This window comes from Paenibacillus sp. FSL R10-2771, from assembly GCF_038000205.1.
Classification (GTDB): domain Bacteria; phylum Bacillota; class Bacilli; order Paenibacillales; family Paenibacillaceae; genus Paenibacillus_AQ; species Paenibacillus_AQ phytohabitans.
In genome coordinates this window covers 1,360,290-1,375,354 of sequence record NZ_JBBOBM010000001.1, presented here as the reverse complement: position 1 = coordinate 1,375,354, position 15,065 = coordinate 1,360,290, and the positions used below count along the sequence as shown (strand labels likewise).

Genomic DNA, 15,065 nt, shown 5'->3' with positions numbered 1-15,065 from the left:
AGAGGACACCTTAGAGGATATTCATCCCTTTCGCCTCTGCCAAGGTTGTCTTCCGGAACAAAGGTGCAGTAATCAAAAGTCCAACTCCAAAAAATGCACCGGCTAACAGGTACATCACCATAACTGACAACTGATCCTTAAGCCATCCTGACATGCTCATCGTTATCAGCATCGAACCCATAAAGAGAGGAGACAGTAGGCCATTTACTCGACCGATATAAGCTTGCTCTGTATTTTTCAATATCAAAGTTTGAACCGCTACCTGAAAGCCAGGTGTAACCATACCTATGAAAAATTGAGCTAAGAGTGTAAGCCACATAAACGTCGATAGACCTGAAATCACCATACACAGCGCATTGACCGCCAAACCGACAGCAAGTAGAGAGCGGGCCTGCATGAATTTGCTCAACACTACCGTTAAGGCTCCTCCGAGAATCATTCCCATACCGTTCAAAGAGAGCATCCACTGTAAATATTCCTTCGGCAATCCGAGTCTATCCGTAATGAGAAAGATGCCCAAAGGCTGGATAAACCCGATGCCAAGTCCGGTAAAACAAAAGCACGTTCCTAATATAAGTAATATTTGTCTATCCTTAATATAATGCAAGCCTTGAGCCATTTCAGTCCTGATGCTATTCGAATGTTTCATATTGTCGATATTAACGTCTGCTGGCAGCAAAGATAAGACCGTAGCCGATAGAAGGAAACAAACTGAAACCAGACCGATAGAAACCGATATGCCGAATTGATAATAACATAGCGTTCCCAGTACCGGTCCGAGTAACGTAAAGACAGCAATCACAGACTGGAACATGGACATTCCAGATTGAAGTTGATCCTCCGGCACATGCTTCTTAAACAATTTCATACTCGATGGCTGAGAGAATTGTGACAAAATTGATGAGACCAGCGTTGCTAAAAAAATGACCTTCCATGTACCAAGCAGCAAGGCCAGCAGAACAAACGCAACCGAAATCGCACTGCCTATATCGCACCAGACCATCGTTTTTTTGGGTTTCCATCGGTCTGCCCATACGCCTCCTATAAAGGAAAAAATAAATATAGGCGCAAATTCAGCAACAGATATTAAGGATACGGCTAATGCGCTTCCATTCGTCTTCTCCATAACAAACATCAAAACCGCAAAGTTTCTGACCCAAATCCCAAGCTGCAAAAAAGTTATTGATAACAAAATCCCAATCATAAATCGATTTCGCAGCAGCTTGCCTATCCCTGTCTTCATAAGTTCACCCTACCGAGACTACGATTGGCCACATACTCGGAAAACTGTCCTACCGTCGAGGATTTCATTTTTTCCCAATCTGCGCTTTCTATTTCAAGTCCGAACTCGGTCTCGACTCTGACTAAAAGACGCATGAAATCAAGCGAATCGAGTCCTAACTCGGCCAAGGCACCCCTGCCTACCGTATGCTCTGAATATCCAGCGCCTTGATCCTGTATTTCATTAAGAATTTCAAAAATTCGGTTAGCAACGGGCTGACTACCTGCTTCAAGGTACATTGTATTGTCTTTGTCTGCTAGCTGAATGGGATTCGGGAGCGCAGCGAAGTCCGTTTTACCATTGAATGTTAGGGGGATCCGCTCGATCCTTATCAGAAATGCAGGGACCATATACTCGGGTAATGTACTGGATAGATGCGAATGAATTGCCCCTTCATCAATAGTCCCGTCAGAAACGTAGTACACACACAGTGAGGGTTTTTCCCGGATATGAACGAGGTTCGCCACCGCATCGTACACACCACTCACTTGTGTTAGTTGGTACTCAATTTCACCTAATTCGACCCGATGCCCTCTCAACTTTACCTGCCTATCGATTCGGCCCAGATAAACAAGCTGGCCGTCTATATCAACATTCACAAGATCACCCGTTCGATAAAGCCTTTTCCCTGGGTACGCCGGATGCCTGATAAATTTTTGTGCTGTCAGTTCAGCCTGATGCAAATAACCTCGGGCCAAGCCTGCTCCGGACACCAAGAGTTCTCCTTCGTAGCCTGTAGGACAAGGTTCCATAGTATCAGTGACGATATGTACCTCGACGTTAGGGATGGGAAGACCTATTTTCACTTCATTATCCGAACCGCTAAATTTGTATACCGTTGTACATACGCTATTTTCCGTAGGCCCGTATTCATTGAATAGATCGGCTTGAGGCACAACTTGATAATGCTTCTTCACAAGCGACCTGGAAAAACCTTCTCCTGCAACTGTCACCTTCTTCAAGCTTTGTACAGCATCCGGGCATTCATCCAACAGTACCTTGTATAAGCTGGGTACCACAAGCAAGTGAGTAATCTGGCGACTTGTCAATACGTTCCGGACATAATGCAGATCGTTCCTCATGCTCTGCCGGAGAAGAACCAAGACTGCTCCGGATGCCAGCCCCGTGAATAGGTCTTCCACAGAGCTGTCGAAAGATAGCGATGCAAACTGAAGAACGTAATCTGATTCGTTGAGCTTGTAATATTCTTTTCTCCAGGCTATCGTGTTGGAAATAGCCCTATGCTCGATCATCACGCCCTTCGGCTTCCCCGTAGACCCAGACGTATAAATAACGTATGCTAAATTTCCAGGTTTGCATAAAACCCTTGACTGCATTTCTTCTGAGGACCAATCGATTGAATCCGTCATAAGAATTCCCAGCGTTCCGCGTAACTGGTTCAATACTATACTGGAAGACAAATTCGCCATTACAATACTTGCACCACTATCCCGAATCATGAAGATTGCCCTTTCCTCCGGGATTGCCTTGTCAACGGGCAAATAAGCACCTCCAGATTTCAGTATGCCAAGGATACAAACAATCGCCTCTATGGAGCGCTCCATATAAATGGCAACGACGTCTTCCGGCCCGATGCCTTTGTCCCGAAGGAGAACGGCAACTTTATTGGCTCTATTGTTTAATTCCCCATAGGTAAGCTCTTGTTCCTCATCAATTAAAGCGACTGACTCTGGCGTTCTGAGCGCCTGCTCTTCAAAAAACTCGTGTAAACATTTCTCCAAGGTTTTCTCTCCCTATATCCGTATAGTCTTAAGAGAACGAAAATCGCTCCAATCCGTTCATTGTCCGTTCGACCGTTTCAAGGTCATTACCGTATACTAAAAAGAAAATGCGGTAAACGGTTTTGTTTGCATCAGCGGTTTTGGAAAAATTGTAAATCAGAAAGGAATCGCGGCTTGCAATTCGGGTCATGGCTGCGCAAATCTCATCGAACCCGTAAGTTACCGTGCTTTCCCCGCGGATGAAACGACTTATAGTATAGCGATGCTGTTGCCGAAGCCTCCAAACCAGAGGCAACAAGTACGTCACTTGGGTGAACCTTGCATTGATCTCGATTACAGGAATGAGTTCGTCTTTATCGTCTATGATGGAGTCAACACCGGCAATGCCCGAATAACCCATTTCCATCAGATGGTTTCCCAGCTTCAGCATGCTGTCAGTATAGCTCTCCAGCACAGCGTTTTCGTAGATTGGTGCATAATCGCTCCCCAAATAAATACCGTACTCATCTATTTTCTGCTCAGTTATGCCCAGTAATGTGACATGTCCAGCTTCAATCAAAAGCTGGCAGTTCATTGATCTTTTTATCGGATGCCACCCTTCCAGCAAAAGCTCAAAATCTTTCCTGCGCCTTCCAATAAATTGGAGCATATGGGTGAATGAGGTTTCATCTTTGATGATCCGCATTCCTTTGCCAGACGATCCGAACGGGACCTTCAATACCGTTTTCTCAAATCCTTGCTTTCGCAGCATGCGGTATTTCTGAATTAATTCCTCCTCGCTTGTACAAAAATCCCCTTTAGTCAAGTTAAAACCAATTTCTGCAGCTAAACGCCTCGTCTGGAATTTGTCGTTAATATGCTTGACCAGCAAAGGATCGGAACCATATATGCTAATATCATTACGGTATGCTTCCGCGCAGATAGCCTCATTTACAATATAGGGAACAAGTAACGACTCTCTCCCATATCGCATGTCAGACCAAGGTAGTGAACTGGTGCCGCTGATTTGGCGAATCACGGGAATCTCAATGCCGTGCCCTTCCAGATATGAGATGAAACGTTCATCCGGATTATGGCGAAACAAGAGGGTGTCGTCGCGCCTCGACAAGAAAATCATCTGTTGCTCCTGTTGAATGACCAACTCCATCTGACTATGATCCTGCATAGATGGAAACACGCGGCTGTCGTTCCATTCCTGCTCCTGATTAATGTTATAGAGCCAGTGCACATCCTTCTGCTCTTCGTGAAAACGAAATATGCTGAATGGCGACTTCATTCTGCAAGCGCTCTCTTTTCTTCCACCTTAGCAACTATTTTTCTGACCGTGTCAAAGTGCTTCAATAATAGTTCCTCATCTTCGAATGCAATATTAAATATCGCTTCCAATTCAACAACTAAGCCGACAGCGCTCATAGAGTCGAGGCCTATTGATGCAAGATCCGCATCTGGATCAACGACTTCAGTAATTTTCAACAAACTGCCCACAATTGCTGTAATGTTTTCTTCTAATTTCACGTCCACAATATATCGCTCCCTTATATATCCTTCGGTAAATATTGATGGCGAAGCAGATCTGAGACATCCCCCCGCTCTCGGATGACAGAAAGTTTTCCATTAGCCACTAATGCCTCTAGGGGTGTAGGATGGCCTAAAAATTGCAAGGGACTATAAGACAATCCGTACGCGCCTGACTTCAACAGCATAATATAATCCCCTGCGTTAGCTTCTGGCAATTCGATATCCTTAGCCAAGCAATCCTCCGGTGTACATAGAGGTCCGACAAGGTTTACTCTTTCCAGGTTTCCTTGTGCAGGGGTACCATTACTTCTCACGAGCCGGACCGGAAAGTTGTTTCTCATAGTCCTTCCTCTGAAGGTTGAGCTGACATGATGGTGCATTCCGCCGTCGAGGATGAGGAACTTTTCGCCCTTAGATTCCTTTACGTACAACACACGCGCTACATAAGCTCCTGACTCTGCAAGCAGAAACCGTCCGGTTTCAATCATAAAACGTGTTTTGGGAGAATTTTGGAGGTACTCCGCTACCAATTTATTTGTTTCTCTGCAGACATGCTCAATGTCCAATTCTTTCTCATGTGAGAAGTAGGGAACTCCAAATCCTCCTCCCAGATCAATGAACTCGAAGTCCAAACCGTGCTCTATCTGTAATTCCTTAGCAAGGTTTATTGTATAATTAAATGCTTTGATGATCTGATTGCTGTCTAAAATTTGGGTTCCTGAGTATATATGAATACCCTTGAAGCTAATGTTAGGCATGCATTTAAGCTTCTTGACCATTGCAGTAAGCGAAGATTCATCAATCCCAAACTGTCTGGGTAGGCCTCCCATTCGAATCGCCGTATTCACAATACTCATATTGGGATTGATCCGAATTCCAATGCCGGCGGTAAACTTCCTCTCCGCTGCCAGCGCTGCGATCCGATCAACCTCGTCAAACGATTCTGCATTGATGCAATAAATTCCGTATTCCAAGGCATTTTCGAGCTCTTCTGTCGTCTTTCCCGGACCGGAGAAAATGATCCGCTCCGGCGGAAATCCAGCCAAACGCGCCAAATGCAGTTCTCCCATAGAGGCAACCTCAACGCAGCTCCCCCACCTGCGAAGCCGCGCAGCCAAACTTATGTTGTTGTTCGCTTTCAGTGAAAGTCCAATATCTACGGATGGATGTAAAGACATCCTCAATTGATGGTAACGATCGTGTAGGACTTCTTCGTCGTATAAATAAAGAGGCGTACCAAGCTCCTGCGCCCATTTTGCAATTTTGCAATCCTCAACCCTCATATAATGAACCTGCCGTTTCCCCAAATTGTGAATCCAGTCCGATTCCCACCACTTCAAGCGCTTCTTGCAGCACTTGGACATCTAAAGCTTCTGCCCTAAGCAGCATCTCAATCATACGATCCAGATGATGTTTCAAGCCTGAAAAATTATATTTCGACATCCAGAAGTAGGCCTCGTTCAGGTAATCGACTACCAAAGCCGCTTGTTCAAGCAAACGATCGTTCGTCTCAATAAGAGTTAGGTTCTGCAAATAACGAAGCCGAATCAAGAAACCGCTTTTATTCTCAACAAATTTTTTCATACCGAGAAGGATATGCTTGTCCATCAATAAGGATGGATGCTCGTAAAGAATCGTCCGGGCAAGTTCGACAAACCCTTTATAAATAGAAATCCCAGTCCATTCCAGACACTGGAGTTCTCCTCCGGCCAGTGTTCTTTCCTTGATTTTCCTCTCTGCACCAACTAGACTGTTTTCTATCGATTCATAGATTTTGTATAAGCGCACAGGCTGTGCAGATGGTGATTTTAAACGAATAAGAGTATAAGGCATTTCAAATCTTCCCAGCCATCTATAAGCTTTGCGATCATCCCGAACCTGCTTAAGGGCAAACTCAAAGCTGGTTTCCAGCTGTTCAAAAGGAATCTCGAGTATCGACCAATTATCATTAAGCAGAATCAGTACGTGCCATACGCGGCGCAAGCTGTCATAACCGCATATCAAAAACTCATGGATCACATGTTCTCTCAGATAATACGGCGTTTGCTTCAGATAAAAATGATCGCAGGCGATCAACACATAGTTGTTTCTGTCGATAGCATCCTTTGTAAACGAACAAAACTCGCCTTTACCGGGCATCACCGTAACTGTATCCAGCATACGACCGTAAAACCAATTCATATCGTAATATTCCAGTCGGTAGTATTGGACCCAGAATTGATCAATCGGAGCGCCGAGACTAAAACCCATTTCAAGTTCAATAAACCTTTCCATAAACCATGGCTTGAAATGCTCTTTCGTCATTAAAGGGGCAAGCCGATAGACATGCCAGCAATCATTAGTTATACCTGTAGATAAATGTAGCGGCAGTATTTTTCTCATCTTCTTAACTTCCTTTAAAAGAGTTAATAGCCTGCTGAAAGAGCGAATAGATGCAAATTCGAACAATCCGGCAGTTCGATGTACTGAATTTTCTTAAGTTTGGTCAATTTGAAATGGTAATCATAAATGAATACCTTATGATTAAGTGGCTGGATAACACCATTTTCGTTTTTAGCGCAACGGCCTGAATAAATAGAGGACTCGCCGAACATCGGTTTTGTCGCTTCCCAGTCGGTAACTTTAACGGAAATCTGTTCAGAATCCATATCCTCGTAATGAACGATTAAGCTTTCAAAAGGACATCCCCACTCTCCGCACCCCAGAATTGACAAAAAACCCACGATTGGCTTTTCAAAATGAACAGGAATCATTTGTCCGCGACAGGAGATGTTGTCGGGCTTAAACCCGTCTGCTTCCGGAAATAAAAATTCCACTACTCCCGCTTGGATACATCTATCACCCGGTATGTCTTCGCTCAAAAAAAAATCTCCGGTACCCGTAAAATCTGCCTGATGGCCGCCGATTATGGAGCCGAATGCTGTATTATTGAACCACGGTGCCAGTTCGAACGTTTCACAATTATTGAGAGTTGGTCTCTGCTGAGGCTTTTGCCGTGTAACGTCTGGAGCGTACTGAAGCACTCCTGTAATCAGATTGTATAATCGCTCTTCCAGATCGGCAGTCTCTTGCACTTTCAGGCTGATGCGTTTCAACAGACCAGATTCTTCCGCACCAGTGAAAAAAGCTTTATAGAACACGCCAGTTATTATTTTCCATTTTTCAGCCAAAACTTTGAAATCACTTGCAATTTCTTTAAGCGCGTTTCTACCATGCCATTCTTGTTCAGACAAGTAGCCAAGATATACGCTGAATTTCTTCCGATTGTTGCTTATCGTATAAAGATGATTAGAGATAGGCGGACCATAGGGTGGCAGCAACGGACGATAACCGTTAAATTCTGCTTTCAAATCCAAACTGCGAATATCCTCGGCTAATTTTTTCATAGCTGAAAAAGGATGGTTTTCTCCACTTCCCCTCTCAAAGTGGTTGAGCGATTTGTTGAGCAAATCACGAACATCCGGAACAGCTTCTTTTCCGCTAATCATAAAGGTCGTAACCGGAATACGCTCCCCGACCCATTCTTTAACTGATATCTTCTCCCTCTCACATCCATACCAACTGTCTGTGCAAATAAAGCTTTGAGTCAAGGAATCCCAGCCTGTTGCAATGATAGCGTGTTCATAGGGAGTTTCATGGCGAGTGTAATTCGTATCCCAAGGTATACAGCTAGATTTCAACTCTATAACCGACGGTTTTCCAGCACGAAGCTCCTCCTGAAGCAAAGTTACTGCATCGTTTATGGGGCACGAATGAACGTGAGCACGCACACCATGGTATTGCTCAAGCATGGAAAAGCTGAAATTATTCTCGGTTTGAAGGCACTCTCCGATAGATTGGCCAGGATGACGCTCGTACCGGAAAGACCAAGAATTTGCCAGAGCGCATTCGTAGCCCCTTCCGTAGTATCTGCCAATAGAAGCATAAGAGTTTTCCAGACAATCCAGATTATCGTTTCGTTGGAACGGCACGGAAAGAATCAATAGCATCTGACCTTTCTACTAATAAATTGGTTCAAGCAAACGATTACGTAAACGTTTATATGTCTCGACGTTTTTTATTATAAATAGATCATTTAATAAAGTCTATTAAAAATTTTCAAAAATTAGGAAATTGAATTTCTATACGCCGATACCTCCTTGATTTTCCCAAGTGCGAAGTATACCATTATTTTGTGCGAAGAAGTTACTCAGCTTCCTTTTCTTATGTAAGCAACTGCTGAATTGGAGTTTATTATGGTTTTGCGTCTTGTACCAGCCTTCGAGGAATTACTGCTGCGTATTCGTGAGCTTCAAGCTCTCATTAAAGCCATATGTGGTAAATACTACTGCACTGATTACGAGAAGTATATCTAGCTGGACAAGTTGGGACAACGAGTTAACCGGGCTTTATCACACAAAACTTAACTAGATCTCTTAAAAAAATGGTTTACGTCACATTCGCTATCACGATCTGCGTCATAGTTGTGCAAGCCTCTTACTCGCTAATGGAGTCAGTATGAAAGTAATTCAGGAATGGCTGGGATACAGCAACTATTCTACAACAGCCAACATTTATTCTCACTTGGAATACAGTTCCAAAGTATCTTCAGCATCAACAATGAGTGGTGTTTTGGTCTTTTAACTAAAAAAGATCGCACTGCCCTCCATATTTCATGAGAGTCATGCGATCTCCTCCTCGTTCTCTCCTCCGGAAAAAGGAGAGAACTCGTTAAAAAGTTCTCTCCCAAGCTGTTTCAAAAACCAAGATTTTTCGAAAAAACCCTTATAAACCCTCCACTTGGAGCATGATCATTGAAGGTGTCCTCTTTATAGGCGGCAACCGCACCTCCCCACAAGAATCCTTCTGGAAATTGAAGACTCATATATCAAACCTCTCTGTTATGAATGTTCTAGCGGCGAACGAAAAGCACTGGTGTTCCTTTGTCAATATGCCCCTCTTCCTTTAAGACTTTTATTTCGCTAAAGTCACCAGAATTCGTAACTACAATCGGAGTGATAACTGAATACCCAGCCTCTTCAATGGCGTTAATATCAAATTCTAACAATAAGTCACCTGAAGCCACTTTCGCCTGTTCTTGCACAGCGGCTTTAAAATGCAGCCCCTTCAACTTGACCGTATTCAAACCTACATGAATTAGCAACTCAGCTCCGGACTCTGTTGTAATCAAAACGGCGTGCAGTGTAGGAAACAATCGGCTGACAACACCTGTTACGGGTGAGTACAGTTTCCCCTCAGTTGGTTGAATAGCAATTCCCTTACCCATTGCTTCCGATGCAAAAGCCTCATCAGGTACTTTAGATAAAGATAAGATGTTCCCATTGAGTGGGCTAAGCATCGGTTCTGCTGTTTTCACTTCAGAAAGGACTTCTTGGTTATCCTGAAGCTTTTCGCTTTTCTCATATCCGAAAACCAATACTAGCGCTGCTGCCAATATAATTGTAATAAGGAACGAGATGACGATTGGAATGATTGGAGAAAATGCAGATAAAGCGAAAATGTTGGTCAGCACGAAACCATGCATACGAGCGCCAAAGAATCCATTGATCGCACCCCCTACAGCGCCAGCGATAATGATATATGGTACGGTTCGCTTGTACCGGAGCATTATCCCGTACACAATTGGTTCCGTTACACCAGCTAAAATGCCCGAAAGTGCAGCGGGTCCTGCAGTTTGTTTCAGATCGCGGTTTTTCGTCTTCAAATAAACTCCAATGGCAAGACCGATTTGTGCCATATTCGCTGCAGCTGACATCGCCAACATGTTATCGTAACCGTTTGCAGCAATGTTTGCAAGAACAATTGGGAATAGCCCCCAATGTAAACCCAAGACAACCATAAATGTAAAGCCTGCACCAATGACTGCACCACTTAGCAGTCCACTTGTATTCATCAAGAAGGTGATAACAGAAGCAATACCATCACCTACGTATACACCAAACGGCCCAAAAACAAGTGCAGTGACTGGTACTAAGATACCGATAGACAACATTGGGACTAAAAACAAACTGAGATTTTTGTGAATAACCTTCTTCAGCCAACGTTCAAGATAAGCGAAAACAAAAATCGAGATAAAGACCGGAAAAACCTGTGAAGAATATGTCACTAGAATGACAGGAATTCCGAAGAAGTCGCTCCGGTCACCAGCTTGGCTTAGTGCCGTAAAATTCGGTTCCATTAAAGCTGCACCGATGGCCGCAGCCACATAAGGATTGGCTTTCAGTTTAATCGCAAGGGTTACAGCTACAAGTATAGGCAAGAAGTAAAAGACAGCGTTTCCTGCAGCGCTTAAAATTGCATAGGCGCCATCTTGTTCCGTTAACCATCCTAGCTTGGTCAAAATGATAATAAGCGCTTTTAGCATACCGGATCCAACGATCACCGGCAGCAGCGGAGTAAAGGTTCCTGAAATCAAATTAAATAAACCATCCAAGGATCTCGTTTTCGTTTTCGTATTCTCAGTAGATTCTTGACCGCTCCGTCCGATTGACGTATTTTCCATAATCTCCTTATAGACCTCTTCGACATGGCTGCCAACCACGACCTGGAACTCACCTCCGCTTTCGACAACGCTCATAATTCCTTGCAACTTTTTAATTTCTTCTTTTTTCGTGTTTTTTTCATCTTTCAAGCGAAAACGAAGACGAGTTGCACAGTGGGTAAGGTCAATTACATTATTTTCACCACCAACTTTTTCAACAATGTGACTGGCTAACGCTTTTTTGTCCATTTTAACCTCTCCTTAAACGATCTTATAAAACGCGCCCGGGAGGGCGCGGCGTAAATTTCTCAATGACAATACAAAGATACTTTTAACACTTGTGGCTCGCTGCCTAAAGATACGCGATATTCATCACCATTAAGTCTTCTTCCAGGTACCCAGTTTCCGTCTTCATACCAGCCCTCATCGATAGAGATAAATTCTGCACTCTTTCCCGGCTCCATGGATGTAAATTCCACGGAAAATCCATGCCCCGCAATGATGTAATCATGATCAGAAACCGCGATAATTAAACCGCCAGCTGGTGCAGATTCACTGTTCAAACGGTTCTTAAACCGCAGTTGAAAACGGTATCCACCAAGGTGAACCGCTGACGGATAGGCTGTATCCTGCAGGATACCCCGCATTTGCCGGGTACCGTAATACTGTGTAATCACCGGCGTCATATGATGCAGTAATTCATAACTCTTAGACAATAACGGCCCCACTCCAGTGCTCTCCATGACCATAAAATGATTTGGGGGTAAAAATCCCGCGCTCCATGGATCAACTCCGTTATCCATTGTTTCAATACCAAAAGGTGTATATCCCAACGCCTGATGCTCCCCAATAGCATAAAAGACGTTTGCTGCTGTTACACTATCCCGGCGTGTCTCAGGTATAAATAATGGATTGTCAGGGCGGTCATAGATTTCACAGACTTGTGCAAACTCGTTAAGATATATGTCCGGAGCGATAATATCGATATGCGGGCCACCGGCCTTCCAAATATCGATTACATTCTGGTTTGGCCCTCCGGTAGGGTATTGCCCCGGATCCTGCTCTTCGTATTGCTTCAGCCATACATTGACGAACATTGGAAGATGATATTCTGCCTTTCCTGCCGCAGCAACCTGATCAATAAAACGGGACATATGCCAAGCAGTGAAGATTTCCTCAGCAGCAGATCCAAAAAGCTGTGTCCACCCAAGCAGATCAGTCCCCTCGCTGTCCCAATGCTTTTTAAGGAAAGCATTTAAATGCTCGGCGTGATCCTTAAGATACTGAATCAACTCAGCAGGCACGTTTTCTTCAAACAATTTGTCTGCCTGAGGCGAACAATCACGTGCTGTACCGAGAAATCCAACTTCATTTTCTACTTGGATCATGATTACCGTTTGTTCCGTACTGTCAATTTGACGTATGAACCGCATTAATTCGGCAAAAGCTTTACTGTCGGCTTGGAGTGCCTCTTCGGAATGACAAGATACAATCGGCAATTTTTTTCCATTCGCCGACTGAACCCTTGGAAAGCGGAGTGTGTCGCGCTTGACCCAAGCTGGCACATACGTCGAATGAGAGTTCTTCCACATTCCGAACCAAATGAAAACAAGCTTCAGATTATGTTTCCTGGCGCCTTCAATTAAACCTTGAACCAGTGTGAAATCAAATGTTCCTTCTAACGGCTCGATGAGCTCCCAACTAACCGGTATCACAGCAGTGTTACAATTAAAATAAACTAGGCGCTCCCAGACATTTTTGTTCATATATTCGAGACTGGACGAGCTTGAATTGTGAACTTCTCCAGCCAGGGATATAAAGGGTCTTTCGTTAACGATCAGTCTGTAAGCGTCGCCACACTTATCCAGACGAGGCATTCCATTGTTGTTTATATGCGTCATACAATCCTCCTGTTTTTATTAAATAAAAATTATTTGCTAAATACATTTCATATACTCATTCTATTCACTCTTTAATTAATTGTAAATAATACATCTTTGCTTTATAATATATAAAAAAATTGCGAAAGAGGCCCCTTATGAAAAGAAATGTTTTTATTCCACCACCTACGTTCAAACATCATTTGATGTATCCGGTAGTCATTGGGCATTATTACGAATTCCCCACCCATCGCGAGAACCGGGAAAGTGGTTTTTTGGCTCAATATAACCTTCATCTCGTGCTTAGGGGGAAGGGATTTGTTATTCATGAAGGAGAGCGACTTGAATTAACTGGAGGGTGTGGGTTTTTGTATCCTCCGCGAGCGGAGCAACAATACGGAACTGATGAAGACGATCCTTGGGAAATTTGTTTTGTGCATTTCAATGCTGTGGATCCGCTACTATCCATGTGGAAACTCGATAGCACAACAATCTTTAGATTCGCAGGCATTCAACAAGTACAACGGATATTCTCATCAATGTTTGAATTAATGGACACGTTCAGAACAGGTAATGAACCACACCTGTCGGCACTGGTCTACGAGCTGTTGTTATTTCTGTTAAAAAATTCGGAGTCGCTAAAACAGAACAATACCCTTGATCAAAAAGAAGTTATTCACGGAATAGCAGATAAAATTCACGACAAACCTGGTTTCCATTGGACTTCGGAACATATGGCGGAACTATCTGGATACAGTCTGTATTATTTCATACGGCTTTTTCAGAAAATTATGGGGATGAAACCAAATGAGTATATTAAAATGAGCAGGATATCAGCCGCAAAGAACCTTTTGGTTGCCACTGACTTACCTATCTATGAAATAGCGGAGAATGTTGGATTTTCAAGCACTAGTTATTTTATTAAGGTCTTTAGAGAAGCTATCGAAACCTCCCCGCAAGTTTACCGGAATATATACAAGCAATCTTAAATGAGAAATGTCTCTTTAAAAATCGCCTTTTATTATTCTTATTTCGCTGCTCCGCATGCCGGTTATGATCTGTTAAAATTCATGCAGGAAAGCAGGCAAACGCTTAGAGTTATTTCTAAGTGTTTGCCTGCTTTTTATATGAAGACAGACGAAAGTGAGCGAAATGATGACAGCTCCTACAAAGAAAAAGCGCCGAATAGGCGCTTGAGGAATGTTTTTATAAAGAATGAAATGGTTGGCGTTGTTCTTCATCCTGGTGCTTTTTTTTTCGTAAAATTATGTCACGGCATCGTTGGTGCTTCGCTTCGCTGCCGTCACTTACAAAAACCAGATAGAATACAATTAATAACGAAGCAGAAAATGGTCTTTCTCCATATATTATTTTCTGATTTTGCTGATGAAAAACGGATATTCAGGAAAGGCTTCGTATAAATCGTTTTGCATAATTTGATATTTAGTATGACTTATATATTCTTCCAACATTTCAAAGGGCGTATATTTTAAACCTGCCATAAACATCAAATGTCCTCCAGGCTTAATTAAACAAAAGCATGAATCCAAGCATTTCTCGAAGTCCCCGGTTTCATTAATTGCGGACCCAATTAGGGTTACAATATCGAAGGCCTCCCTTAAGCCAATATCCAAGGTAGTCGTCCCAACCTCCAGTTCCAATCCCAATATTACATACCTGAATTTCATCAAAAACATCAAATTTCTTTTTTACATAATCCCTTGATGCCAATAGGGTGTGAATGCATGTTGGAGAGGAGTTCTATTCTCTGGAATTTGGACCATTTAGTTCCAAATAATACCGATGTAATTTATCATCATCCATTTTCATTGATAAATGCTCCCATCCTTTAATTATATTTGGTTTCTTCATTTCCGTCCGCATTCAGAGCAGCCGTTCATTGACCTCATCGATCTTCTTTTCATTGTATTTGAATTCTATATCGTTTATTGGATATTCTGTCGTATAGCTTTAATCCGCTTTCAATAAGCTCTAGTCTGTCATGTTATAAATGCTTCCTTTCATTAAAAGATGCATTACCGTTGACAGAAGTTATGTATTGTCCATCAATCTGATTCTTAACTCCGTAACAAAGAATTTTTAATCGAAACAACGTGCGCACTACTATCTATGCACACGTTGTGTGAAATGACCTTTGATAA

12 protein-coding genes are annotated in these 15,065 nt (G+C 43.0%); 3 read left to right on the top strand and 9 right to left on the bottom strand.

What is annotated here, in order from left to right:
* Positions 1-10: 10 nt before the first annotated feature.
* Genes NSU14_RS05945 through NSU14_RS05915 form a run of 7 tightly spaced genes read right to left on the bottom strand, consistent with a single transcriptional unit; the run spans position 11 to position 8,525 of the window.
* Positions 11-1,243 carry an MFS transporter gene (locus tag NSU14_RS05945; RefSeq protein ID WP_445669998.1) on the bottom strand — a complete coding sequence of 411 codons (1,233 nt, stop codon included), beginning with the start codon at positions 1,241-1,243 and terminating at the stop codon, positions 11-13.
* A complete protein-coding gene (locus NSU14_RS05940; RefSeq protein WP_340943450.1) occupies positions 1,240-3,024 on the bottom strand; it encodes a non-ribosomal peptide synthetase in 1,785 nt (594 codons plus the stop codon). The genes NSU14_RS05945 and NSU14_RS05940 overlap by 4 nt, the downstream gene beginning before the upstream one ends.
* Positions 3,025-3,052: 28 nt before the next feature.
* A complete protein-coding gene (locus tag NSU14_RS05935) occupies positions 3,053-4,300 on the bottom strand; it encodes an ATP-grasp domain-containing protein (protein WP_340943448.1) in 1,248 nt (415 codons plus the stop codon).
* Positions 4,297-4,539 (bottom strand): acyl carrier protein, encoded by a 243-nt coding sequence (locus tag NSU14_RS05930; protein WP_340943446.1) that lies wholly within the window; start codon positions 4,537-4,539, stop codon positions 4,297-4,299. The genes NSU14_RS05935 and NSU14_RS05930 overlap by 4 nt, the downstream gene beginning before the upstream one ends.
* Before the next feature lie 20 nt (positions 4,540-4,559).
* Positions 4,560-5,825: a diaminopimelate decarboxylase gene (lysA, locus tag NSU14_RS05925; protein WP_340943443.1), complete on the bottom strand. Its 1,266-nt coding sequence runs from the start codon at positions 5,823-5,825 to the stop codon at positions 4,560-4,562.
* The gene (locus NSU14_RS05920; RefSeq protein ID WP_340943441.1) at positions 5,815-6,924 is read right to left on the bottom strand and encodes a hypothetical protein; all 1,110 of its coding nucleotides are present in this window, start codon (positions 6,922-6,924) and stop codon (positions 5,815-5,817) included. The genes lysA and NSU14_RS05920 overlap by 11 nt, the downstream gene beginning before the upstream one ends.
* Positions 6,925-6,947: 23 nt before the next feature.
* Positions 6,948-8,525 carry a hypothetical protein gene (locus NSU14_RS05915; protein ID WP_340943439.1) on the bottom strand — a complete coding sequence of 526 codons (1,578 nt, stop codon included), beginning with the start codon at positions 8,523-8,525 and terminating at the stop codon, positions 6,948-6,950.
* 454 nt (positions 8,526-8,979) lie between these two features.
* Here NSU14_RS05915 and NSU14_RS05910 point away from each other — a divergent pair, with 454 nt between their 5' ends.
* Complete coding sequence (locus NSU14_RS05910; protein WP_081970124.1) at positions 8,980-9,165, top strand: tyrosine-type recombinase/integrase; 186 nt, start codon at positions 8,980-8,982, stop codon at positions 9,163-9,165.
* A 268-nt stretch (positions 9,166-9,433) separates the two neighbouring features.
* Here NSU14_RS05910 and NSU14_RS05905 read toward each other — a convergent pair whose 3' ends face one another.
* Positions 9,434-11,272, bottom strand: coding sequence for a beta-glucoside-specific PTS transporter subunit IIABC (locus NSU14_RS05905; protein ID WP_336101984.1), 1,839 nt, complete (start codon positions 11,270-11,272; stop codon positions 9,434-9,436).
* Between the two features lie 59 nt (positions 11,273-11,331).
* Positions 11,332-12,924 (bottom strand): GH35 family beta-galactosidase, encoded by a 1,593-nt coding sequence (locus NSU14_RS05900; RefSeq protein WP_340943437.1) that lies wholly within the window; start codon positions 12,922-12,924, stop codon positions 11,332-11,334.
* A gap of 137 nt (positions 12,925-13,061) precedes the next feature.
* Here NSU14_RS05900 and NSU14_RS05895 point away from each other — a divergent pair, with 137 nt between their 5' ends.
* Both NSU14_RS05895 and NSU14_RS05890 read left to right on the top strand, forming a co-directional pair.
* The gene (locus tag NSU14_RS05895; protein ID WP_042139120.1) at positions 13,062-13,892 is read left to right on the top strand and encodes a helix-turn-helix transcriptional regulator; all 831 of its coding nucleotides are present in this window, start codon (positions 13,062-13,064) and stop codon (positions 13,890-13,892) included.
* The gene (locus NSU14_RS05890) at positions 13,893-14,324 is read left to right on the top strand and encodes a hypothetical protein (protein WP_340943435.1); all 432 of its coding nucleotides are present in this window, start codon (positions 13,893-13,895) and stop codon (positions 14,322-14,324) included.
* The last annotated feature ends 741 nt before the right edge of the window (positions 14,325-15,065 follow it).